Consider the following 23,612-nt stretch of genomic DNA (forward strand, 5'->3'; position numbering starts at 1 on the left):
TCTCGACGCGCGCCTCACCGACCTGCTCGCAACGCCGGCCGGCACGGTCGCGCCGACCGAGGACCAACTGAAGCGCGCGCTGCGGCAACTGCGCGCAGAGGCATTCGGCGCGGTCGCGGAACGCGACCTGCGCGGGCGGGCGGACGTCGCCGAGGTGACGGGCGCGATGACCGATCTCGCGGAAGTGGCCGTGCAGCGCTCGCTCGCGCTGCTGTCGGCCGAGCTCGAGGCGCAGTACGGCGAGCCGCGCGGCGCCGACGGCCAGCGCGTCGTGCTCGGCGTGGTCGGGATGGGCAAGCTCGGCGGCCGCGAGCTGAACGTGTCGTCGGACATCGACCTGATCTTCGTCTACGAGGACGACGGCGAGACGACCGGCGGCGCGCGTTCGCCGCTGTCCACGCAGGAATACTTCACGCGGCTCGGCCGGCGGCTGATCGGCGTGCTGTCCGAGGTCACGGCCGATGGCTACGTGTTTCGCGTCGACATGCGGCTGCGCCCGAACGGCGATTCGGGGCCGCTCGTCTGCAGCCTCGGGATGCTCGAGGAATATTTCTATGTGCAGGGGCGCGAGTGGGAGCGCTATGCATGGATCAAGGGGCGGCTCGTGTCGGAGGGCGACAGCGAAGCGGCGCAGCGGCTGGAGTCGCAGCTCGAATCGATCGTCAAGCCGTTCGTGTACCGCCGTTATCTCGATTACGGCGTGATCGGCGCGATCCGCTCGCTGCACCAGCAGATCCGGCAGGAAGCCGCGCGCCGCGCGTCGATGCGGCCCGACAAGGCCGACGACATCAAGCTCGGGCGTGGCGGGATCCGCGAGATCGAGTTCAGCGCGCAGGTCTTCCAGCTGATCCGCGGCGGTCAGGATGCCGAGTTTCGCGTGCGGCCGACGCTCGCGGTGCTGCGTCACGCGCAGGCCCGCGGGTTGATCGGCGAGGACGTGCGCACGCAGCTGACCGACGCTTACAACTTCCTGCGTACGCTCGAGCACCGACTGCAGTACCGCAACGACGCGCAGACCCACGCGATGCCGGTCGAACCGGACGAGCGCGCGGCGCTGGCCGAGTCGCTCGGCTTTGCCGACTATGCGGCGCTGATGACGGTGCTGGACGGCCACCGGACCTTCGTCGAGGCGCAGTTTCACCAGATCTTCGCGGACAAGGTGAAAGGCAGCCCCTGCGCGGCCGGCGACGACACGGCGGCCGCGTGGATCTGGAGCGGCGCGCTGGCCGACGACGGCGAGGACGACGCACTGGTCGCGCGCCTCGACGGCTTAGGCTTCGCCGATCCGGCCACCGTGCTCGCGCGGCTGCGCGCGATCTGGCAGTCGTCCCGCTACACGGGCCTGCCGGAAAAGAGCCGGCAGCGTTTCGACAGCGTCGCGCAGCGGGCGCTCGAGGCTGCGCCGAACATCGACGCCGCGCGCCGCGACGACACGATCGTGCGCTTGTTCGACCTGCTCGAGACGGTCAGCCGGCGCGGTGTCTATCTCGCGCTGCTGACCGAATATCCGGCCGCGCTCGACCGCGTGCTGTCGGTGCTCGGGGCGACGCGCTGGGGCGGCGGCTACCTGATCCGCCACCCGCAACTGCTCGACGAGCTGCTCGACGACGAGGCGATCGCGAGCCCGTTCGACTGGCCCGCGTTCAAGGACGCACTGCGCGCGCGCCTCGCCGCGGCCGACGGCCCCGAGCAACAGATGGACCTGCTGCGGCACGCGCAGCACGCGGAGGTGTTCCGGATCCTGCTGATCGATCTGGCCGGGCAACTGTCGGTCGAGCATGTGAGCGACCGGCTGTCCGAGCTGGCCGACGCGGTGCTCGACGTGACGATCGAAGTCGTCTGGTCGCAACTCGCGAAGCGTCATCGCGACGTGCCGAAGTTCGCGGTGATCGCGTACGGCAAGCTGGGCGGCAAGGAGCTCGGCTACGCATCGGATCTCGACCTGATCTTCCTGTACGACGACGCCGACGAGCGCTCGGCGGACGTCTACACGACCTTCACGAGGCGCCTGATCACGTGGCTCACCACGGCGACCGGGGCGGGCGCGCTGTTCGACATCGACCTGCGGCTGCGGCCGAACGGCGAGGCCGGGCTGCTCGTCACCGATCTCGACGCGTTCCGCCGCTACCAGCTGCGCGAGGGCGATGCCGCGAATACCGCGTGGGTGTGGGAGCACCAGGCGCTGACGCGTGCCCGCTACAGCGCGGGCGACGCGCAGGTCGGCGCGGACTTCGAGGCGATCCGCCAGCAGGTGCTGACGACGCCGCGCGACGGCGGCGTGCTCGCGAAGGAAATCGTCGACATGCGCGGCAAGGTGTTTGCCGGCCACCCGAACCAGACCGAGCTGTTCGACCTGAAGCACGATCGCGGCGGGATGGTCGATATCGAGTTCATCGTCCAGTACTGGGTGCTGCTGCACGCGTCGAGCGACGCCGAGCTGATCCGCAACACGGGCAACATCGCGCTGCTGCGCGAGGTCGCGCGCTTCGGGCTGATGGGCGAGGACGAGGCCGAGCGCGTCGGCGCGGCGTACCGCAAGTACCGGAAGCTGCAACACAAGCTGCGGCTCGACGGGATGGAGAAGGCGCGGGTCGATCCGGCCGTGGTGGCCGACGAGCGTGAGGCCGTGACGGCGCTGTGGACGCGCGTGTTCGGGGCGGTTGAAACGGACAGTTGAAACGGCCGTTCGATGCGGTGCGGCAGGGTGGACGCGATTGCGCCACCGTGCCAAAAAAAGACCGGCGCGTGCGCCGGTCTTTTTGCGTTCGGTGAACGGATAACGGGTGGCCGGCGTCAGGCCGCCAGCATTTCCTTCGCGTGCTTGCGCGTCGTGGCCGTGATCTCGAGGCCGCCGAGCATCCGCGCGACTTCCTCGATCCGGTTGGCGCGGTCGAGTGCGACGACGGTCGACACCGTACCGCCACGGTCGTCGGCGCCTTTTGCGACCTGGAAGTGATGGTCGCCGCGCGCGGCGACCTGCGGCAGGTGCGTCACGCACAGCACCTGGCGATCGCGCCCGAGCTGGTGCAGCAGGCGGCCGACCACTTCGGCGACGCCGCCGCCGATCCCCGTATCGACTTCGTCGAAGATCAGCGTCGGCGTCGGGCTCGCCGCGCTGGCGATCACCGCGAGCGCGAGGCTGATCCGCGCGAGCTCGCCGCCCGACGCCACCTTCGCGAGCGGCCGCAGCGGCACGCCAGGGTGCCCGGCGACCCGGAATTCGACCTGCTCGAGCCCGTGCGGGCCGCCATCGGCGAGCGGCACGAGCGCGACTTCGAAGCTCCCGCCCGCCATCGACAGTTCCTGCATGCCGGTCGTGACGGCCGTGCCGAGCGTCCTGGCGGCCTGCGTGCGTGCCTTGGACAGGTGTTTTGCGTCGGCGAGATAGGCTTCCCGCGCCTTGGCCTGCACCGCTTCGAGCGCGCCAAGATCGGCCGCCGCATCCAGCGCGGCGAGCTGCGCGCGGCGTGCCGCGTGTTCTTCGTGCAGCGTGTCGGGCGGCAAGCGGAACTTGCGGGCTGTCGAGTGCAGCGCATCGAGGCGTGTTTCGACCTGCGCGAGCCGTTCGGGGTCGAGATCGACGCGCTGCGCATAGTGCGACAGCGAATAGACGGCTTCCTGCAACTGGATCTCGGCCGGCTCCAGCGACGCGAGCGCATCGCCGAGCGTGGTGTCGTAGTCGGCGAGGCTGCGCAGCTTCGACACGATCGCGCCGAGTTGCGCGAGCATCGCGTCGTCGGACTCGGACAGCGCGTTGAGCGCACCGCGCACGCCTTCGATCAGGTTCGCGGAATGCGACAGGCGCTTGTGCTCGTTGCTGACTTCGTCCCATTCGCCGGGCTGTGGCGCGAGCTTGTCGAGCTCGGCGAGCTGCCAGGCGAGCTTTTCGCGTTCGAGCTGCAACTCGCGCTCGTGCGCTTTTGCCACCTCGATCGCCTGCGTCGCGTCGCGCCACACGCGCCATGCGCGCGCGACGTTCGCCGCATCGGCGACGAGCCCCGCGTGCGTATCGAACAGCTCGCGCTGCGCGTCGGGCCGCATCAGCAGCTGGTGCGCATGCTGGCCGTGGATGTCGACGAGCATTTCGCCGAGCTCGCGCAGTTGCGCGAGCGTCGCGCTGGTGCCGTTGATGAACGCGCGCGACCGGCCGCTCACATCGATCACGCGGCGCAGCATCACGGTGTCCTCGGTGTCGAACGCGTGTTCGTCGAGCCAGCGCGCGACGCGGTCGTGCGGCGTGAATTCGGCGGTGATGTCGGCGCGGCCGCAGCCAGTGCGCACGACGCTCGCGTCGGAACGTTCGCCGAGGGCGAGGGCGAGGGCGTCGATCAGGATCGATTTCCCGGCGCCGGTTTCGCCGGAAAAGACGGAAAAGCCGCTGTCGAATTCGAGATCGAGCGCGGCGACGATGACGAAGTCGCGGATCGAGAGGTGGCGGAGCATGGTGTCGGGCGGAGCGGCGTCAGGACGCCTTGTCGTCTTCGTTCGAGGCGTGTTCGTTCCAGTGCAGCTTCTTGCGCAGCGTCGCGTAGTAGCTGTAGCCGATCGGGTGCAGGAACGGCACCGTGTGCTTCGAGCGGCGCACCTCGATCGTGTCGTTCAGCTCGAGCGCGGTGAACGACTGCATGTCGAAGTTCACGTTGACGTCGCGCCCGCCGACGATCTGGATCGCGATTTTCGAATCGTCGGGCAGCACGATCGGCCGGTTCGACAGCGCGTGCGGCGCGATCGGCACGAGCACGATGCCCGCCAGCTGCGGATGGAGGATCGGGCCGGCCGACGACAGCGCGTAAGCGGTCGAGCCGGTCGGCGTGGCGACGATCAGGCCGTCCGAACGCTGGTTGTACATGTACCGGCCGTCGACCGATGCGCGCAGCTCGACCATCCCGGAGAAGCCGCTGCGGTTCACGACGACGTCGTTGAAGGCGATCGCGTGGTAGATCGGTTCGCCGTCGCGCATGATCCGGGCTTCGAGCAGCGCGCGCTCCTCGCGCTCGAACTTGCCCGACAGGATCACCGGGACGAGCGCCTGCATGTCGGCCGCCGCGATATCGGTGATGAAGCCGAGCCGCCCGTGGTTGATCCCGATCAGCGGTGTCTTGTACGGCGCGAGCTGACGGCCGATGCCGAGCATCGTGCCGTCGCCGCCCAGCACGACCGCCACGTCGGCGCGCGCCCCGATTTCGGCCGGGGTCAGCGCCGGGTAGCCGGTGATGCCGATCTCGCGCGCGGTCTCGGCTTCGAAGACGACCTCGAAGCCGCGCTTGGCGATGCAGGCGGCCAGCGTGGCGAGCGGCTCGGCGATGTTGGGCGTGTTGCTCCGGCCGACGAGCGCGACAGTGTTGAACTGATTACCGGTTTTCATGCCGGCATTACACCATAGCTCGTTGACGAAAAGAACCGGCTGTGCGGAGACGGGGCCGGATCGGGCCGGGCCGCGCATCGGTGGCCGCGCCACTCGCCGCGGTCGCGCGGTTGCGCTAAAATTTTCCACCATGCTAGATCCTCGCGCACGAACCCTCCTGAAAACCCTGATCGAACGGTATATCGCCGACGGTCAGCCAGTCGGATCGCGCACGTTGTCCCGTTACTCCGGGCTTGAGCTGAGCCCGGCGACGATCCGCAACGTGATGTCCGACCTGGAGGAGCTCGGCCTCGTGTCGAGCCCGCACACGTCGGCCGGCCGCGTGCCGACACCGCGGGGCTACCGGCTGTTCGTCGACACGATGCTGACGGTCGAGGCACCGATCGACGCCGAAGCCGTCGCGCGGCAGGTGCAGAACACGCTGCAGGCCGGCGAGCCGCAGCAGCGGGTCGTGGCGGCCGCCGCAAGCGTGCTGTCGAACCTGTCGCAGTTCGCGGGTGTCGTGCTCACGCCGCGCCGCAGCCACGTGTTCAAGCAGATCGAGTTCATGCGCCTGTCGGACAAGCGCATCCTGCTGATCATCGTCACGCCCGAGGGCGACGTGCAGAACCGGATGCTCGCGACGCCGCGCGACTACTCGCCGTCGCAGCTGACCGAGGCGTCCAATTACATCAACGCGCATTTCGCCGGGCTGTCGTTCGACGAGGTACGCCGCCGCCTGCGCGACGAGATCGACCAGTTGCGCGGCGACATGACCGCGCTGATGCATCTGGCGGTGACGGCCAGTACCGAGGTGCCCGACACCGAGGACACCGTGCTGATTTCCGGCGAGCGCAACCTGCTCGAGGTGGCGGATCTTTCCTCCGACATGGCTCGGCTGCGCAAGCTGTTCGACGTATTCGACCAAAAGACGGGCCTCCTGCAACTGCTCGACGTGTCGAGCCACGCCCAGGGCGTGCAGATCTTCATCGGCGGTGAATCGACGCTCGTGCCGATCGAGGAAATGAGCGTCGTCACCGCGCCTTACGAGGTGAACGGGCAGATCGTCGGCACGCTCGGCGTGATCGGCCCGACCCGCATGGCGTACAACCGCGTGATACCGATCGTCGACATCACCGCGCGCCTGCTGTCGCTCACGCTGAGCCAGCAGTAGCCTGCGATCGCCAGCCCGATCCCGCCCCGTCATCGTGCCGCGGCACCGCGCATGCCGGCAGTCGGCCGAACGGCCAGCCGACCGGCGCGAAGCGGCCCGCTATAATTGAGAGCCGTCCGGTCCCGTGCCCCGAGCACGTAATTGCCCATGCGTTTCGATCTTGAGCCGCCTTCGAGCATCGCGGCTGCCCATCGCATCGGCGTGCTGCTGATCAATCTCGGCACGCCCGACGCCCCTACGCCGCGCGCGGTGCGGCGCTACCTGGCCGAATTCCTGTCGGATCCGCGGGTCGTCGAGATTCCGCAGGCTGTCTGGCAGGTGCTGCTGCGCACGCTGATCCTGCCGCTGCGCGGCCGCGCGTCCGCGAAGAAATACGCTGCGGTCTGGATGCCCGAGGGCTCGCCGCTGCGCGTGTACACGGAGCGCCAGACCGACAGCGTGCGGCATCTGCTCACGTCGAACGGCTATCACGTGATGGTCGACTACGCGATGCGCTACGGCAGCCCGAACATTTCGCACGCGCTCGCGCAGTTCAAGCGCGCGGGCGTCGAGCGCGTGCTGCTGATGCCGATGTATCCCCAATACTCGGCGTCGACCACGGCCACCGCCTTCGACGCCGCCTTCGACGCGCTCGCACGCATGCGCAACCAGCCGGAAGTACGCACGGTGCGGCATTACGCCGACCATCCGGCCTATATCCACGCGCTGGCCGAGCAGGTGCGCCAGTACTGGGCGCAGCACGGCCGGCCCGACTTTGCGTCCGGCGACAAGCTCGTGCTGAGCTTTCACGGCGTGCCGAAGCGCACGCTCGACCTTGGCGACCCCTATCACGATCAGTGCCAGCAGACGGGCGCGCTGCTGATGGCCGCGCTCGGGCTGTCGACGACCGAGTGCCGCGTCACCTTCCAGTCGCGCTTCGGCAAGGCCGAATGGCTGCAGCCTTACACCGCGCCGACGCTGCGCGAGTTCGGCGAGGCCGGCGTGCGGCGGGCCGACGTGTTCTGTCCCGGTTTCACGGCCGACTGCCTGGAGACGATCGAGGAGATCGGCATGGAAGTGCGCGACGAGTTCCTCGCCGGCGGCGGCAAGGCGTTCCACCGCATTCCTTGCCTGAACGGCGCGCCCGCGTGGATCGGCGCGCTCGGCGAGATCGTCGCCGAGAATCTGCAGGGCTGGCCGGTCAGGGCCGCGCAGCCCGAAACGGTGAGTTGAGATGAAACGATCCCCACGCTCACTTCGTTCACTGCCCCCCGAGGGGGCGGTCAGCCTCCTTGGGGCGGCCCGGCGGAGGCTGCGATGAATTTCAAGATTTCGACCGAACCGGGCGCGAAGCTGCGCATCGACAAATGGCTGTGGGCGGCCCGGTTTTTCAAGACGCGCTCGCTCGCGACCGATGCGGTCGACAAGGGGCACGTGAAGATCGGCGGCGCGGCGGTCAAGCCGGCGAAGGAAGTGCGTGTGGGAGACGAGGTCGAGATTGCGATCGACGGCATCGTCTGGCACATTGCCGTGCTCGGCGTGTGCGACGTGCGCGGGCCGGCGAGCGTCGCGCAGACGCTTTACGCGGAAACGGAAGCGGGGCGGGCCGCGCGGCTCGCCGAACTGGAGCGGCGCCGCACGTATCGCGAGCCGGCGGCTGAATTGCACGGCCGGCCGACGAAGCGCGACCGGCGCATCATCGACAGATTTTCTGGTGGGAGCTGAACATCTGGTCGAACGTCGCCCGCGCGCTCCCGTATTCGGTCGTGCGGTCGGTGACGGCTCCCGACAGGCAGATGGTGGTGGTGCCGGCAATGAGTACCAGCGCGACCACCGATATCGCAAAGGTCAGTTTCACGGTACTCCCCTCGAGAAGACGGGTGAAAGTGGCGCCAGGTGGATGTCAGGCGACGGTCAGCTAGGGGTAAACACGCTTTTCCGACGCTTGAGTGGAGTGTAGTGCAGCGGGCCTGTGCCAAGCTAGTACTTGCCAGGTAAGCGTTGTTACAGCCCGTTTCGCCCGAACTGGCGGACTATGCGGGCGATGCCCCGGCGTGAAGCGCGGTTGTTTCGCGGCATTGGAGAATGCCGGCGAATAACCCTCTTGAAATCGTAGTTTTCACCCTTATTTGCACCAGCAATGTGCGGTGCTGCCGGGTATACGGTCCGGCGGTTGCCGATTTGGCTTCAACCTCTAATCGACTTTCAGCGACATGGAAAACACGCAAGAGAACCCGGCTACCCAATCGGCCGAAGACATCGGCAGCGAGAAGCAGGCGGCGCAAGGCGCCGCTCCCGCCGCCGAAGCAGCCGACGCGGCGCTCGCGGAGGCTCAAGCCAAGGTCGCCGAGCTGCAGGAGAGCTTCCTGCGGGCGAAGGCCGAGACCGAGAACGTCCGCCGTCGCGCGCAGGACGACGTCTCGAAGGCGCACAAGTTCGCGATCGAGAGCTTCGCGGAGCACCTGCTGCCCGTGCTGGACAGCCTGGAAGCGGCCGTCAGCGATACGTCCGGCGACATCACGAAGGTGCGCGAAGGCGTCGAACTGACGCTGCGCCAGCTGACGAGCGCGCTCGAGAAGGGCCGCGTCGTCGCGCTGAACCCGGTCGGCGAGAAATTCGATCCGCATCAGCACCAGGCGATTTCGATGGTACCGGCCGATCAGGAGCCGAACACCGTCGTTGCAGTGCTGCAAAAGGGCTACACGATCGCCGACCGCGTGCTGCGTCCGGCGCTCGTCACCGTCGCGCAGCCGAAGTAAGGCCGTCGCAATGGTGCCTGCCGGCGTCGATCCGGCCGCGTTTGACGCGTTCGACATGCAGGCGCTGGACGCCGGCACGTTCGACGCGGCGATCGACGGCGCGGGCGACGCACTCGCGGTGGTGTTCTTCTGGGGCGTCGACTGCTTCAACTGCGAGATCGCGAAGAAGGCGATGCTCGCGCAGCCCGACGCGATCCGCGCGCTGGACCTGAAGTGGTTCCATTGCAACGTGTACGAACACCACCAGCTGGGGCGCCGCTTCGGGCTGCACGGCGTGCCGACGTGGTTCTTCTTCCACCGCGGCAAGCGGCTCGGCCGCGCGACGGGCTGGCATGGCCTCGCGCAGTTCCAGGCAGCGGTGTCGGCGGCACGCGCGAAAATCGCCGCGGCGGGCGGCGATCCGCCGGGCGGCGATCCGCTAGCCGGCGGCGATTGAAAAAATTTAATATCCGCATCGCTCGTCGGGTCTTGAAAACGGACCGGACGGACGCATTTCGGGAACAGAGTTGAATTCTGGCGCGCGAAACCGCCCCAAAACGCGGGGTTTTGCGCAGCAAACAAGCATTTCTGGAGATTAGGAAAAAATGGGAAAGATCATCGGTATTGACCTCGGCACCACGAACTCGTGCGTCGCCATCATGGAAGGCAACCAGGTCAAGGTCATCGAGAACTCGGAAGGCACGCGCACCACGCCGTCGATCATCGCCTACATGGACGACAACGAAGTGCTCGTCGGCGCGCCGGCCAAGCGTCAGTCGGTGACCAACCCGAAGAACACGCTGTTCGCGGTGAAGCGCCTGATCGGCCGCCGCTTCGAAGAGAAGGAAGTCCAGAAGGACATCGGCCTGATGCCGTACACCATCGTCAAGGCCGACAACGGCGACGCATGGGTCGAAGCACATGGCGAAAAGCTCGCGCCGCCGCAGGTTTCGGCGGAAGTGCTGCGCAAGATGAAGAAGACGGCCGAAGACTACCTCGGCGAGCCGGTCACGGAAGCCGTGATCACGGTGCCGGCGTACTTCAACGACAGCCAGCGCCAGGCAACCAAGGATGCCGGCCGTATCGCGGGCCTCGAAGTCAAGCGGATCATCAACGAGCCGACCGCAGCCGCGCTCGCGTTCGGCCTCGACAAGGTCGAGAAGGGCGACCGCAAGATCGCCGTGTATGACCTCGGCGGCGGTACGTTCGACGTGTCGATCATCGAAATCGCGGACGTCGACGGCGAAATGCAGTTCGAAGTGCTGTCGACCAACGGCGACACGTTCCTCGGCGGCGAGGACTTCGACCAGCGCATCATCGATTACATCATCGGCGAGTTCAAGAAGGAGCAGGGCGTCGACCTGTCGAAGGACGTGCTCGCGCTGCAGCGCCTGAAGGAAGCCGCTGAAAAGGCGAAGATCGAGCTGTCGTCGAGCCAGCAGACCGAAATCAACCTGCCGTACATCACGGCGGACGCGTCGGGCCCGAAGCACTTGAACCTGAAGATCACCCGCGCGAAGCTGGAAGCGCTGGTGGAAGACCTCGTCGAGCGCACGATCGAACCGTGCCGCATCGCGATCAAGGACGCAGGCGTCAAGGTGTCGGACATCGACGACGTGATCCTGGTCGGCGGCCAGACGCGCATGCCGAAGGTGCTGGAGAAGGTGAAGGAGTTCTTCGGCAAGGATCCGCGCCGTGACGTGAACCCGGACGAAGCCGTCGCAGTCGGCGCGGCGATCCAGGGCCAGGTCCTGTCGGGCGACCGCAAGGACGTGCTGCTGCTCGACGTGACCCCGCTGTCGCTCGGCATCGAGACGCTCGGCGGCGTGATGACGAAGATGATCAGCAAGAACACGACGATCCCGACGAAGCACGCTCAGGTGTACTCGACGGCGGACGACAACCAGGGCGCCGTGACGATCAAGGTGTTCCAGGGCGAACGCGAAATGGCAGCCGGCAACAAGCTGCTCGGCGAGTTCAACCTCGAAGGCATCCCGCCCGCACCGCGTGGCGTGCCGCAGATCGAAGTGACCTTCGACATCGACGCGAACGGCATCCTGCACGTCGGCGCGAAGGACAAGGCGACCGGCAAGGAAAACAAGATCACGATCAAGGCGAACTCGGGTCTGTCCGAAGCTGAAATCGACCAGATGATCAAGGACGCGGAAGCGAACGCAGCGGAAGACCACAAGCTGCGCGAGCTGGCTGATTCGCGCAACCAGGGCGACGCGCTGGTCCACAGCACGAAGAAGGCGCTGACCGAGTACGGCGACAAGCTGGACGCGGGCGAGAAGGAAGCAATCGAAGCGTCGCTGAAGTCGCTCGAGGAAGTGCTGAAGGACACGTCGGCCGACAAGGCCGCGATCGACGCGAAGGTCGAGGAACTCGGCAAGGTTTCGCAGAAGCTCGGCGAAAAGATGTACGCCGACATGCAGGCCCAGCAAGCGGGTGCGGCCGGCGCAGCGGGTGCGGCGGAAGGCGCGGCCCACGCGGGCGGTGCGCAGCAGGCTGCCGACGACGTCGTCGACGCCGAATTCAAGGAAGTGAAGAAGGACTAAGCCGGGTTGCCCCGGTGCCGCAAGCCGCGCGCAACACGCGCGCGGCGCGGCTGACGGGTTGGCTGACAAGCGGTCTGTCTTTCCTTCCGGATGGCCGGATCGACTCCACGCCTGGCGGGCTTCGCGGCCCTCCGGGCACATTTGTTTTTTGGCGGGTGCTGCACGAGCCGTCCGCGGACGGGCGCAGCGCCAGACGAGTCGAGAGACTTTACTGCAGGCGAAAGGAGCCGCCGCGTGCGCGATGCGTGGCGGCACAGTGAATCGATATGGCGAAACGGGATTACTACGAGGTTCTGGGCGTCGCGAAGAATGCGGGCGACGACGAAATCAAGAAGGCGTATCGCAAGCTTGCGATGAAGTATCACCCTGACCGCAATCCGGACAACAAGGATGCGGAAGAGCATTTCAAGGAGGTGAAGGAAGCCTATGAAATGCTGTCGGACGGCCAGAAGCGGGCAGCGTACGACCAGTACGGCCACGCGGGCGTCGATCCGAACATGGGCGGTGCGGGCGCACAGGGCTTCGGCGGTTTCGCGGACGCGTTCGGCGACATCTTCGGCGACATCTTCGGCCAGGCCGCGGGCGGCGCCGCGCGCGGCGGCCGTGGCGGCCCGCAGGTGTATCGCGGTGCCGACCTGCGCTACAGCATGGAAATCACGCTCGAGCAGGCCGCACACGGCTACGACACGCAGATCCGCGTGCCGAGCTGGGTGTCGTGCGAGGTTTGCCACGGGTCGGGCGCGAAGCCCGGCACGAAGCCGGAAACCTGCCCGACCTGCCATGGCCAGGGCACGGTGCGCATGTCGCAGGGCTTCTTCAGCATCCAGCAGACCTGCCCGAAGTGCCACGGCACGGGCACCTACATCCCCGAGCCGTGCGTGCATTGCCACGGGTCGGGCAAGGTGAAGGAAACCAAGACGCTCGAAGTGAAGATCCCGGCCGGGATCGACGACGGGATGCGGATCCGCTCGGCCGGCAACGGCGAGCCGGGCATCAACGGCGGGCCGCCGGGCGACCTGTACGTCGAGATCCACATCAAGCCGCACTCGGTGTTCGAGCGCGACGGCGACGATCTCCACTGCCAGATGCCGATCCCGTTCACGACCGCCGCGCTCGGCGGCGAGATCGAGGTGCCGACGCTGGCCGGCCGTGCGTCGTTCCCGGTGCCGGAAGGTACGCAGTCGGGCAAGACGTTCCGCCTGCGCGGCAAGGGCATCAAGGGGCTGCGTTCGAGCATCGCGGGCGATCTGTACGTCCACGTGCAGGTCGAGACGCCGGTGAAGCTGACCGACAACCAGCGCGACCTGCTCAAGCAGTTCGAGAAATCGCTGGCCGAGGGCGGCGCGCGTCACAGCCCGCAGAGCAAGAGCTGGTTCGATCGTGTGAAGAGCTTCTTCGAGTAACTCGAGTAACAGCATGACTGAAGGCAACGAGAGCGCGTCGTTCGCGCTCTTGGACGATTGCGACTCGACCGCGCTCGCGCGGTCGAGTCGTTTGTATTCGGGGTTCGTGCGCGAACGTGTGTGCACGGATCCGGCTCGGCTCGACGAAGTCGACGCGGCCGTGGCGCAGGATCTGCGCGACGGGCTGCATGCGGTCGTCGTCGGCGATTACGAATTCGGACGCAACCTGCAACGAGCGCAGCCGGGCCATGCCCCGTTGCGCTTTTTGCTGTATGCGCGCTGCGAGCGCCTGTCGCGCGACGAAGTCGACGCGTGGCTCGCGCAGCAGGATGGCGGCGGCACGCCGTCGATCGCGGGCGTCGCGCATGTCGAAAAGAGCGTGTCGCGCGATGCGTTCGACGCGGCGATCGCCGCGGTGCACGACGCGCTGCGCGCGGGCGATTCGTACCAGGTCAACTACACGTACCGGCTGAACTTCGACGTGTTCGGCACGCCGCTCGCGCTGTACCGGCGCCTGCGTGCGCGCCAGCCCGTGCGCTACGGCGCGCTGATCGCGTTGCCCGACAGGACGTGGGTCGTGTCGTGCTCGCCCGAGCTGTTCGTCGAGAAGCACGGCGACGTGCTGCGCGCGCGGCCGATGAAGGGCACCGCGCCACGTTCGGCCGACCCCCGCGACGATGCGGCGGCGGCCGTGTTCCTCGCGAACGATCCGAAGAACCGCGCGGAAAACGTGATGATCGTCGACCTGCTGCGCAACGACGTGTCGCGGATCGCGCGCACCGGGACGGTCCGCGTGCCGGCGCTGTTCTCCGTCGAGCCGTATGCGTCGGTGTGGCAGATGACGTCGACGGTCGAGGCCGGCTGGCGCGACGGGACGACGTTCGCGCAGATGCTGCGTGCGTTGTTTCCGTGCGGATCGATCACGGGCGCGCCGAAACACAAGACGATGCAGCTGATCGATGCGATCGAGTCGACGCCGCGCGGGCTCTATACGGGCGCGATCGGCTGGCTTGACGCTGCGAAGCAAGGTGCCGAATCCGAGGCACCGGGTGATCGCCCGGCCGGTTGCGGCGATTTCTGCCTGTCGGTCGCGATCCGTACGCTGACGCTCGACGCAGCCTGCGAAGGCGATGACAGCGCCGGTGCGGCCGATGCTGAGGCACGTAATCCGGCAACGGCAATCGCCGGCCGGCGCCGCGGCACGATGGGCGTCGGCGCGGGCATCGTGCTCGACAGTGTCGCGGCCGACGAATATGCGGAGTGCGAATTGAAAGCGCGATTCCTGACGGACGCCGATCCCGGCTTCCAGCTGTTCGAAACGACCGCCGCCACGCGTGCGGAAGGCATCCGGTATCTCGATCGCCATCTTGTGCGGCTGCAGCGTAGCGCGGATGCGTTCGGCTTCCGCTGCGATACCGACGCGTTGCGTCGCGAAATCGACGCGCGCTGCGCGGCGCTCGACGGCGACGGCGCGTACCGGATGAAGCTCGCGCTCGCGAAGGACGGCACGGTCGAGATCATCTCGGCACCGCTCAAGCCGCTGGCGGCGGGGCCGGTCGGCGTGCTGCTGGCATCCGCGCACGGCTTCGCACCGACCCGTGCGAGCGATGCACTGCTGCTGCACAAGACGACACACCGCGCCGAATACGATCGCGCATGGCAGGCAGCGGAGGTGCTTGGCGGCTTCGACATGCTGTTCGTCAACGAACGCGGCGAAGTGACGGAAGGCGGGCGCTCGAACCTGTTCGTGAAGCTCGACGGTCAGTGGGTGACGCCGCCGCTCGAGTCTGGCGTGCTGCCGGGCGTGATGCGCGGTGTGCTGCTCGACGATCGTGCGTTCGGCGCGACGGAGCGGGTCGTGACCCGCGACGATCTCGCGCGTGCGGAGGCACTATTGCTGACCAACGCGCTGCGCGGCGCGCTCGATGCGGTACTGAAGTAGCCAGCAGATAATCGACCGTTGCCGGCAGCGTGTGAAAGAAAAAGCGCGGCGCCCCGCAAAGGGCGCCGCGCTTTTTTCATCGAGGAGCCGGCGAACCCATCGCCAGCCCCGCGTTGGACGTCAGAACGAATGCTCGGGGCCGGGGAACGAGCCGTCCTTTACCGCGCGCACGTACGCTTCGACGGCCGCCTGGATGTTCGGCTCGCCCTGCATGAAATCCTTCACGAAGCGCGGCCGCTTGCCGGGGAACACACCGAGCATGTCGTGCAGCACGAGCACCTGGCCCGAGCAGTCGGCGCCCGCGCCGATGCCGATCGTCGGCACGCGCAGCATGTGCGTGACCTCGGACCCGATCAGCGTCGGCACGGCTTCGAGCAGGACGACCTGCGCACCGGCCGCTTCGACCGCGCGCGCGTCGCGCAGCAGTTGCGCGGCGCCGGCTTCGGTCTTGCCCTGCACCTTGAAGCCGCCGAACGCGTGCACCGACTGCGGCGTGAGGCCCACGTGAGCACACACGGGCACCGCGCGCTCGACGAGGAAGCGGATCGTTTCGGCGAGCCATTCGCCGCCTTCGAGCTTGACCATCTGCGCGCCGGCGCGCATCAGCTTGACGCTGCTTGCGAATGCCTCGGCCGGCGTGCCGTACGTGCCGAACGGCAGATCGGCCATGATGAGCGCGCGCGGCTGCGCGCGGGCGACACAGGCGGTGTGATACGCGATGTCGTCGAGCGACACGGGCAGCGTGGTCGTGTGGCCCTGCAGCACGTTGCCGAGCGAATCGCCGATCAGCAGCACGTCGACGCCCGAACGGTCGAGCAGAGCGGAAAAGCTCGCGTCGTAGCAGGTGAGCATCGCGATTTTCTCGCCGGCGTCGCGCATTGCCTGCAGCTTGGGCACCGTGACGGCAGGCCGGCTCGATTCCTGGAGATAGGTCATGGGAAATCCGGTTCGAATGGGTGAGGAACGACAGGCGAGGACGCGTCAGCGCGTCGTCTCGCCCTTGACGAAGAATTCCTTGCGGCCGCGCATCGTCTCGATGCGCTCGACCAGCAGGGCGAGATCTTCGGGGGAGTCCAGCGGGTTCAGGTGTTCCGCGGCGACCGTCAGCACCGGCGTGCGGTCGTAGTGGTAGAAGAATTCGTTGTACGCGTCGACGAGCGAGCGCAGGTACGCATCGCTGATCTGCAGTTCCATCGGCAGCCCGCGCTTCTGGATGCGCGAGAACAGCACTTCGGGGCTCGCCTGCAGGTAGACGACGAGGTCGGGCGACGGCGCCTGCGGCACGTCCACGTGCGTCGCGACCGAGCGGTAGAGCTGCCACTCGTCTTCCGGCAGGTTCAGCCGCGCGAAGATGTCGTTCTTCTGCGGCATGAAATCGGCGATGACCGGGCGGCCCGTTTCGAGCGCACCGATCAGCTCGCGTGCCTGCTGCGCGCGCTGCAGCGCGAACGACAGCTGCACGGGCAGCGCATAGCGCGCGGTGTCGCGATAGAAGCGTTCGAGGAACGGGTTGTCCTGCGGGCGCTCGAGCAGCGTCTGCATCGACCAGCGCTCGGCGAGCAGGCGCGCGAGCGTCGTCTTGCCGACGCCGATCGGGCCTTCGATCACGAGATAGCGGTGCGGGGCGCGCAGGTCGGGCGCGGTGACGGTGAGGGGAGTCGGGGTCATCGGCAGCGGTTCTTGTCGGCGTCTTCGCTGGCAGCGAGTGCCTTCTGCATCGGGCACTGGCAGGTCTGCACCCTCTCGACACGCTGATCCGCGACGGCGGCGAGGAAGGCATCGGCACGGCCGCGCGCGGGGATGTCGAGTGCCGGCTCGATCTCGACGAGCGGCACGAGCGCGAACGCACGGTCGGTGAGGCGCGGATGCGGGACGATCAGGTCAGGCTCGTCGATCGAATCGGCGCCGAACAGCAGGATGTCGAGATCGAGCGTGCGCGGCGCGTTGCGATACGGGCGCTCGCGACCGAAGTGATGTTCAATCTTCTGGCAAAGCGCGAGCAGCTCGCGGGCCGACAGCGTCGTGTCGAGCTTGACGACGCAGTTGTAGTAGTCGTCGCCGCCCGCTTCGAAGGGCGCCGTGCGATACAGGCTCGATTTGCCGAGGATCGAGATGGTGCGCTGCTGAGCGAGGCACACCACCGCGTCCTTCAGGGTCTGGCGCGCATCGCCGAGATTCGCCCCCAGCCCGATATATGCAACCGTCATGGCATCACTTCCTACGTCGTTCGCCGGCAAGCGCGTCAGTCGTCGGAACCGTCCGAGGTGTCCGGTGCCTGCTCGGCGGCACCTTCACCCGGCTTGCGGTTTCGCACACCGCCGCGGCGGCGCCGCTTGCGGGGCGATTTTTCCTTCGTGCCGCCCTGCGTGAGCAATGCCTCGCGAGCGGCCGCGTCGCCTTCGATGAAATCCGTCCACCACTGTCCGACTTCCGCATCGAGCTCGCCGGATTCGCAGCGTAACAGGAGGAAATCATACCCCGCTCTAAACCTTTGGTGTTCCAGCAGCCGCATCGCGCTGCGGCCCGAGCGTTTCTCGAGGCGCAGCTGCAGGCCCCAGATCTCGCGCATGTCGGCCGAAAAACGCTTGTGGATCGCGAGTTTCTCGGTCTGCATGTCGAGCACGTCGTCCATCGCGCGATGGAGCGCCGGCACCGGGATTTCGCCTTCCGCCGTGTATTGCTCGAAGCGCTGGCGCATGTCGTGCCACAGCAGCGTCGCGAACAGGAAGCCCGGCGATACCGGCTTGCCGGCGCGCACGCGTGCATCGGTGTTGTTCAGCGCGAGCGTGATGAACTTCTCGCCCTGCGGCTGTTCGAGCACGACGTCGAGCAGCGGCAGCAGCCCGTGGTGCAGGCCTTCCTTGCGCAACTGCTTCAGGCATGCGAGCGCGTGGCCCGACAGCAGCAGCTTCAGCATTTCGTCGAACAGGCGCGCGGCCGGCACGTTGTTGATCAGATCGGCGAGTGCGTTGATCGGCTCGCGCGTATGCGGCTCGATTTCGAAACCGAGCTTCGCCGCAAAGCGCACGACGCGCAGCATCCGCACCGGATCCTCGCGGAAGCGCGTGGCCGGGTCGCCGATCATCCGCAACAGGCGGGCGCGCACGTCGGCCATCCCGTCGTGGTAGTCGAGCACCGTCTGCGTCGACGGGTCGTAGTACATCGCGTTGATCGTGAAGTCGCGGCGCGCGGCGTCTTCGTGCTGCTCGCCCCACACGTTGTCGCGCAGCACGCGGCCGCTCGCGTCGACCGCGTGCGTGCGGCGATCGAGTTCGTCGCGCTTCAGGCGCTTCGGCGGCTCGGCGGCGGCCGCCTCGGGCGGTGCGTCGACCAGTGCGCGGAACGTCGACACCTCGATCAGCTCCTGGCCGAACTGCACGTGGACGATCTGGAAACGGCGGCCGATCAGGCGCGCGCGGCGGAACAGGCGCTGCACCTCGGTCGGCGTTGCATCGGTCGCGACGTCGAAGTCCTTCGGCGCGATGCCGAGCAGCAGGTCGCGTACCGCACCGCCGACGATGAATGCACGGAAGCCCGCCTGCTGCAGCGTGTCGGTCACGCGCACGGCATTCTTCGAGATCAGCGCCGGGTTGATGCCGTGCACGCTGGCCGGCACGACGGTCGGCTCATGGTTGCTGCGCGGTTTCTTCGCGCCGCCGCCTCGGGCGCCCTTCGGGGCGCGCGGGGTAGCAGGGGCCGCTTCGTCGGCCGGGGCCGTTGCGGGAGACGTTTGCTCGGTTTCGTCCTGACCGAGCAGCTTGCGGATGAATTTTTTGATCACGACGTTCAGAAGAGATCGAGGATGCGCCAGCCGCGGTTGCTTGCATGCGCACGCAGCGTGTCGTCAGGGTTGGTCGCGATCGGGTCGGTGACTTTCTCGAGCAACGGGATGTCGTTGTGCGAGTCGCTGTAGAAATAGGTGTGCGTGAAGTCGCTCCATTGCTTGCCGAGCGACGCGAGCCACGCTTCGGTTCGCACGATCTTGCCTTCGCGATAGCTCGGAGTGCCGGTCGGCCGGCCCGTGTACGGCGAATCGGGATGCCCGTCGGTCGTTTCGACCTCGCAGGCGATCAGCGTGTCGACGCCGAACGCGGATGCGATCGGGCGCGTGATGAATTCGTTGGTCGCCGTCACGACGCAGCACAGGTCGCCCGCATCGAGGTGCTTGCGCACGAGCTCGAGCGCGGCGGGTGTCATTGCGGGCCGGATCACCTCGTGCATGTACTGCGCGTGCCATTCGGCGAGCTGCGCGCGCGAATATTTCGCGAGCGGCGTGAGCATCGCCGTGAGGTACGCGTGGATGTCGAGCTTGCCGGCCTTGTAGTCGGCGAAGAACTGATCGTTCTGACGCGAGAAGCTTTCCGCGTCGACGATGCCGAGCTTCACCATGAAGCGGCCCCATTCGTGGTCGCTATCGGTCGTGATCAGCGTGTGATCGAGGTCAAAGAGTGCCAGATTAGTCATGGAAGCGCATTTTACTCGAAGCGGTTCGGGCCCGTGCCCGGTGGTGTGATGTCGTCGCCGGGACGCGCCAGCATACGGCGCAGCAGCGGCAGCGTGACGGCGCGTTTCTGCTCGAGCGAAAAGCGGTCGAGCGCGTCGAGCAGCGCCATCAGGCTCGGCATGTCGCGGCGGAAATGGGTTAGCAGGTAGGCGGCGATGTCGTCGGTGAGCGCGATCCCGCGCTCCTTCGCCGCGAGCTTGAGCACGGCGATCTTGCCGGCGTCGGACGGCGGCGACAGGTGGAACACGAGCCCCCAGCCGAGGCGCGTGCGGAGATCCTCGCGCACGTCGAGCGCGAGCGGCGCCGCGGGGCCTGCCGCGACGAACGCGCTCGACGGGTGCGCGCGCACTTCGTTGAACAGGTTGAACAGCGCGACCTGCTGCGTGTCGCTCATCCGGTCGCAGTCGTCGATCGCGTAGATGCCGATGCGCGGGTCGAACGTGAACGCGCCGAGCGGGCTCTGCGGCGTCAGGTAGCGCGCATAGCCGTACGACGCATCGCTCACGAGCGCCTGCAGCAGGTGGGTGCGGCCGCAGCCGGGCTCGCCCCAGATATAGAACGACCGATCCGGCACGGGGCCCGCCGCGAGCGCGAGGTCGAGCTTCTGCAGGCGCGAGATGAGCTCGTCGTTCTCCTCGTTCATGATGAAGTTGTCGAACGTGGCGGGCGGCGGCGTGCCGAGATCGAGCGTCAGTTGACGGGACACAACAGTCACAATGCGGGTCGGTTGAAAATACGCGCGCCGTACGCCGGGCACGCGCCGGGAACTGCGTCTTCACGGGCTTCACGCGCGACCGCACGCACGGCGCCACGCCGGTTTCGGCGCGGTTCGCTGGGCGATGAAAACGGGGACGTGTTGACCAAGATGCAATCCCTGACGATTCGGTGCTGGGAATTCCGGCCAACGGGCCGGCTTCGGGTAAAATCGCATTTTACCGACCTTCTCGCATTCCCCCATGAATCCTCCGAAATCCGCTCCTGACGCTCAGGGTCTGTCCTATCGCGACGCAGGCGTCGACATCGACGCGGGCGACGCGCTCATCGACAAGATCAAGCCTTTTGCGAAGAAAACCCTGCGCGACGGCGTGCTCGGCGGCATCGGCGGGTTCGGCGCGCTGTTCGAAGTGCCGAAGAAGTACAAGGAGCCCGTGCTCGTGTCGGGCACCGACGGCGTGGGCACCAAGCTCAAGCTGGCGTTTCATCTGAACAAACACGACACGGTCGGCCAGGATCTCGTCGCGATGAGCGTGAACGACATCCTCGTGCAGGGCGCCGAGCCGCTGTTCTTCCTCGACTACTTCGCGTGCGGCAAGCTCGACGTCGATACCGCTGCAACGGTCGTCAAGGGCATCGCGCAGGGTTGCGAACTGTCGGGCTGCGCGCTGATCGGCGGTGAAACGGCCGAAATGCCGGGCATGTACCCGGACGGCGAATACGACCTGGCCGGCTTCGCGGTCGGCGCGGTCGAGAAGAGCAAGATCATCGACGGCAGCACGATCGCCGAAGGCGACGTGGTGCTGGGCCTCGCATCGAGCGGCATCCACTCGAACGGCTTCTCGCTCGTGCGCAAGATCATCGAGCGCGCGAACCCCGACCTGTCGGCCGATTTCCACGGTCGCTCGCTGGCCGACGCGCTGATGGCGCCGACCCGCATCTACGTGAAGCCGCTGCTCGCGCTGATGCAGAAGCTGTCGGTGAAGGGCATGGCGCACATCACGGGCGGCGGTCTCGTCGAGAACATTCCGCGCGTGCTGCGCGAAGGCCTCACTGCCGAGCTCGACCAGAACGCGTGGCCGCTGCCGCCGCTGTTCAAGTGGCTGCAGGAGCACGGCGGCGTCGCCGACGCGGAAATGCACCGCGTGTTCAACTGCGGCATTGGCATGGCCGTGATCGTTTCGGCGGCCGATGCCGACGCGGCGATCGCCGACCTGACCGCCGCCGGCGAGCAGGTGTGGAAGATCGGCACCGTGCGTGCGACCCGCGAAGGCGAGGCGCAGACGGTCGTGGTCTGACGCACTTCCGCAGCAGATGCAGCAAGGAAAGCCGCCCGGAGTCGATCCGGGCGGTTTTTTTTCATGCCGATGGGCGCGGTGCGCCTGAGTTCGCGGCGCGCGCACCGGCCAGCAACGGCGGGACGAGCAGATAAAGCAGCGCGGCCGCGGCCCAGACGAGCCCCGGCCACGTCGAGCGTGTCGCCGCGTAGGTCGCGGTGACGACCAGCGGCCCCGCGACGCCGATCAGGCTCGCCACGCTCGCGAGCGAGCCTTGCAGTTCACCCTGGCGCGCATCGTCGACCTGCCGCGCGAGCATCGCCTGCAGTGCGGGCAGCGTCATGCCGCCCGCCGCGAACAGCGGCAGCAGTACGAACGGCACCCACGCGGCGGTCGCGAACGCAATTGTCGCGAGCCCGAGCGCGTCGCCCGCGAGGCCCAGCGCGAGCGCACGGCGCTCGCCGAGCCGCGCGATCAGCGGCCCGATCGCGAATGCCTGCGCGAGTGCGTGACACGCGCCGTAGCCCGCCAGCGACAGCCCTGCAATCGGCGTCGACCAGCCGAAATGTTCCTGGCCGTACAGGATCCACAGCGTCGCGGGTGCCTGCGACACCAGCGCCACGATCACGTAAATGCCGATCAGCGGCACGAGCGCCGGTGCGCCGCTCAGCCGGCGCAGGCTGGCGAACGGGTTGAGCGCGCCGACCGCATGGCCTTCGCGGGCCGAACGCGGCCGAGATTCCGGCAGCGCGCGCCAGACGAGCACGAGATTGAGCGCGTTGAGTACGGCGGCCGCGACGAACGGCGCGCGCACATGCAGCGCGCCGAGTAGGCCGCCGATCAACGGGCCCGCGATGAAGCCGATGCCCATCATCGCGCCGAGCTGGCCGAAGCGTCGTGCGCGGTCGGGTTCGGCGGTGACGTCGGTCATGTACGCAGTCGCGACCGCGACGTTCGCGCCGGTGATGCCCGCGATCAGCCGCCCGACGTAAAGCCAGGCGAGCGTCGGCGCGAGCGCCATCAGCAGGTAGTCGAGCGCGGCGCCGGCGAGCGACACGAGCAGGACGGGCCGGCGGCCGAAGCGGTCGCTCAGCGCGCCGAGCAGCGGTGCGCACAGGAACTGCGCGAACGCGTACAGCGCGAGCAGTATCCCGTAGTGGGTGTCGGTGCTGCCTGCGTCGGCCAGCGAACGCAGCAACCCGGGCAGGATCGGCATCACGATCCCGACGCCGATCGCGTCGAGCAGGACCGTGGCCAGGATGGCAATCAGGGACGGATTCAAGAACGTAACTCTATCGGTGATAGAGTGGCGATTATTCCACAGCTTTCCCTATCGGTGATAGAGATGAAGGACACAGGGGCGCGGCTGACGCGCGACACGGTACTGCGCGCGGCGCTCGAACTGCTCGACGAAGTCGGCATCGACGGGCTGTCGACGCGGAAGCTCGCCGAGCGGCTCGGCGTGCAGTCGCCGACGCTTTACTGGCATTTCCGGAACAAGGCCGAACTGCTCGACGCGATGGCCGAGGCGATCATGCTCGAGCGTCACGATGCGTCGCTGCCGCAGCCGGGTGAGGCGTGGGATGTGTGGCTTTTCGACAACGCGCGCAGTTTCCGCCGTGCGCTGCTGGCCTATCGCGACGGCGCTCGCCTGCATGCCGGTACGCGGCCGCGCGCGCTGCACTTCAGCTCGATCGAACGCAAGGTCGCGCTGCTCGGCGACGCGGGTTTCGCGCCGGACGAGGCGGTCGACGTGATGTATGCGTTGGGCCGCTTCGTGGTCGGATGGGTGCTGGAAGAGCAGGCGGAACCGGACGGCGACGCCGATGCGCCGCTGCCCGACGCGGCCGAGTATCCGCTGCTCGCGAAGGGCTGGGCCGCGCTGCGCGCGCGCGGCGGCGACGAAGCGTTCGAGCGAGGCGTCGCGTTGATCGTCGATGGCGCCCGTGCGCATCTGGCCGCGCGCGAGCACGGCTGAC

The 23,612-nt window shown here is 67.4% G+C and carries 21 protein-coding genes; 11 read left to right on the forward strand and 10 right to left on the reverse strand.

What is annotated here, in order from left to right; all coding sequences use genetic code 11:
• A partial coding sequence (glnE, locus tag G3O06_RS22030) for a bifunctional [glutamate--ammonia ligase]-adenylyl-L-tyrosine phosphorylase/[glutamate--ammonia-ligase] adenylyltransferase (protein WP_241020186.1) occupies positions 1–2,677 on the forward strand: 2,677 nt, incomplete at its 5' end.
• 116 nt (positions 2,678–2,793) lie between these two features.
• On the opposite strand, the gene recN is transcribed toward glnE, so the two are convergent.
• Positions 2,794–4,443 (reverse strand): DNA repair protein RecN, encoded by a 1,650-nt coding sequence (gene recN / locus G3O06_RS22035; RefSeq protein WP_205817507.1) that lies wholly within the window; start codon positions 4,441–4,443, stop codon positions 2,794–2,796.
• 19 nt (positions 4,444–4,462) lie between these two features.
• The gene (locus tag G3O06_RS22040; protein WP_122944533.1) at positions 4,463–5,365 is read right to left on the reverse strand and encodes an NAD kinase; all 903 of its coding nucleotides are present in this window, start codon (positions 5,363–5,365) and stop codon (positions 4,463–4,465) included.
• Positions 5,366–5,495: 130 nt separating this feature from the next.
• Here G3O06_RS22040 and hrcA point away from each other — a divergent pair, with 130 nt between their 5' ends.
• The 3 genes from hrcA (at position 5,496) to G3O06_RS22055 (ending at position 8,222) form a co-directional block, all read left to right on the forward strand.
• The gene (gene hrcA, locus G3O06_RS22045; RefSeq protein ID WP_096472512.1) at positions 5,496–6,518 is read left to right on the forward strand and encodes a heat-inducible transcriptional repressor HrcA; all 1,023 of its coding nucleotides are present in this window, start codon (positions 5,496–5,498) and stop codon (positions 6,516–6,518) included.
• Positions 6,519–6,665: 147 nt separating this feature from the next.
• Entirely contained in the window at positions 6,666–7,730 is a 1,065-nt protein-coding gene (hemH, locus tag G3O06_RS22050; protein WP_205817508.1) for a ferrochelatase, read from the forward strand.
• Between the two features lie 84 nt (positions 7,731–7,814).
• On the forward strand, positions 7,815–8,222 hold the full coding sequence (locus G3O06_RS22055) for an RNA-binding S4 domain-containing protein (protein WP_205817509.1): 408 nt from the start codon (positions 7,815–7,817) through the stop codon (positions 8,220–8,222).
• Here G3O06_RS22055 and G3O06_RS22060 read toward each other — a convergent pair.
• Positions 8,194–8,355 carry a hypothetical protein gene (locus G3O06_RS22060; RefSeq protein WP_006476841.1) on the reverse strand — a complete coding sequence of 54 codons (162 nt, stop codon included), beginning with the start codon at positions 8,353–8,355 and terminating at the stop codon, positions 8,194–8,196. The genes G3O06_RS22055 and G3O06_RS22060 overlap by 29 nt on opposite strands.
• Positions 8,356–8,710: 355 nt before the next feature.
• Between G3O06_RS22060 and grpE the strand changes: the two genes are divergently transcribed.
• From grpE to G3O06_RS22085, 5 genes are all read left to right on the forward strand, one after another.
• Complete coding sequence (grpE, locus tag G3O06_RS22065; RefSeq protein WP_122944536.1) at positions 8,711–9,256, forward strand: nucleotide exchange factor GrpE; 546 nt, start codon at positions 8,711–8,713, stop codon at positions 9,254–9,256.
• Between the two features lie 10 nt (positions 9,257–9,266).
• Complete coding sequence (locus G3O06_RS22070) at positions 9,267–9,692, forward strand: thioredoxin family protein (RefSeq protein WP_205817510.1); 426 nt, start codon at positions 9,267–9,269, stop codon at positions 9,690–9,692.
• Between the two features lie 148 nt (positions 9,693–9,840).
• Positions 9,841–11,793 carry a molecular chaperone DnaK gene (gene dnaK, locus G3O06_RS22075; protein WP_174913369.1) on the forward strand — a complete coding sequence of 651 codons (1,953 nt, stop codon included), beginning with the start codon at positions 9,841–9,843 and terminating at the stop codon, positions 11,791–11,793.
• A gap of 266 nt (positions 11,794–12,059) precedes the next feature.
• Positions 12,060–13,196: a molecular chaperone DnaJ gene (dnaJ, locus tag G3O06_RS22080; protein ID WP_011351025.1), complete on the forward strand. Its 1,137-nt coding sequence runs from the start codon at positions 12,060–12,062 to the stop codon at positions 13,194–13,196.
• 13 nt (positions 13,197–13,209) lie between these two features.
• The gene (locus tag G3O06_RS22085; protein WP_205817511.1) at positions 13,210–15,138 is read left to right on the forward strand and encodes a bifunctional anthranilate synthase component I family protein/class IV aminotransferase; all 1,929 of its coding nucleotides are present in this window, start codon (positions 13,210–13,212) and stop codon (positions 15,136–15,138) included.
• Positions 15,139–15,258: 120 nt separating this feature from the next.
• Here G3O06_RS22085 and panB read toward each other — a convergent pair whose 3' ends face one another.
• Genes panB through hda form a run of 6 tightly spaced genes read right to left on the reverse strand, consistent with a single transcriptional unit; the run spans position 15,259 to position 20,348 of the window.
• On the reverse strand, positions 15,259–16,074 hold the full coding sequence (gene panB, locus G3O06_RS22090) for a 3-methyl-2-oxobutanoate hydroxymethyltransferase (RefSeq protein WP_011351027.1): 816 nt from the start codon (positions 16,072–16,074) through the stop codon (positions 15,259–15,261).
• A 45-nt stretch (positions 16,075–16,119) separates the two neighbouring features.
• A complete protein-coding gene (locus G3O06_RS22095) occupies positions 16,120–16,806 on the reverse strand; it encodes a deoxynucleoside kinase (RefSeq protein WP_085041792.1) in 687 nt (228 codons plus the stop codon).
• On the reverse strand, positions 16,803–17,345 hold the full coding sequence (folK, locus tag G3O06_RS22100) for a 2-amino-4-hydroxy-6-hydroxymethyldihydropteridine diphosphokinase (protein WP_174913363.1): 543 nt from the start codon (positions 17,343–17,345) through the stop codon (positions 16,803–16,805). The genes G3O06_RS22095 and folK overlap by 4 nt, the downstream gene beginning before the upstream one ends.
• Positions 17,346–17,380: 35 nt before the next feature.
• Positions 17,381–18,919, reverse strand: a complete 1,539-nt coding sequence (gene pcnB / locus G3O06_RS22105; protein ID WP_174913359.1) for a polynucleotide adenylyltransferase PcnB — start codon at positions 18,917–18,919, stop codon at positions 17,381–17,383.
• A gap of 5 nt (positions 18,920–18,924) precedes the next feature.
• Complete coding sequence (locus tag G3O06_RS22110; protein WP_174913356.1) at positions 18,925–19,602, reverse strand: HAD family hydrolase; 678 nt, start codon at positions 19,600–19,602, stop codon at positions 18,925–18,927.
• Positions 19,603–19,613: 11 nt separating this feature from the next.
• On the reverse strand, positions 19,614–20,348 hold the full coding sequence (gene hda, locus G3O06_RS22115; protein WP_006484992.1) for a DnaA regulatory inactivator Hda: 735 nt from the start codon (positions 20,346–20,348) through the stop codon (positions 19,614–19,616).
• A gap of 250 nt (positions 20,349–20,598) precedes the next feature.
• Here hda and purM point away from each other — a divergent pair, with 250 nt between their 5' ends.
• A complete protein-coding gene (gene purM, locus G3O06_RS22120; protein ID WP_006484927.1) occupies positions 20,599–21,654 on the forward strand; it encodes a phosphoribosylformylglycinamidine cyclo-ligase in 1,056 nt (351 codons plus the stop codon).
• Between the two features lie 61 nt (positions 21,655–21,715).
• Here purM and tet read toward each other — a convergent pair whose 3' ends face one another.
• Complete coding sequence (tet, locus tag G3O06_RS22125; protein WP_205817512.1) at positions 21,716–22,915, reverse strand: Tet(A)/Tet(B)/Tet(C) family tetracycline efflux MFS transporter; 1,200 nt, start codon at positions 22,913–22,915, stop codon at positions 21,716–21,718.
• Between the two features lie 63 nt (positions 22,916–22,978).
• Here tet and tetR point away from each other — a divergent pair, with 63 nt between their 5' ends.
• The gene (gene tetR / locus G3O06_RS22130; RefSeq protein WP_174985189.1) at positions 22,979–23,611 is read left to right on the forward strand and encodes a tetracycline resistance transcriptional repressor TetR; all 633 of its coding nucleotides are present in this window, start codon (positions 22,979–22,981) and stop codon (positions 23,609–23,611) included.
• The last annotated feature ends 1 nt before the right edge of the window (position 23,612 follow it).

It is taken from the genome of Burkholderia sp. Ac-20345 (assembly GCF_017104825.1).
In the GTDB taxonomy this organism is placed as follows: domain Bacteria; phylum Pseudomonadota; class Gammaproteobacteria; order Burkholderiales; family Burkholderiaceae; genus Burkholderia; species Burkholderia lata_B.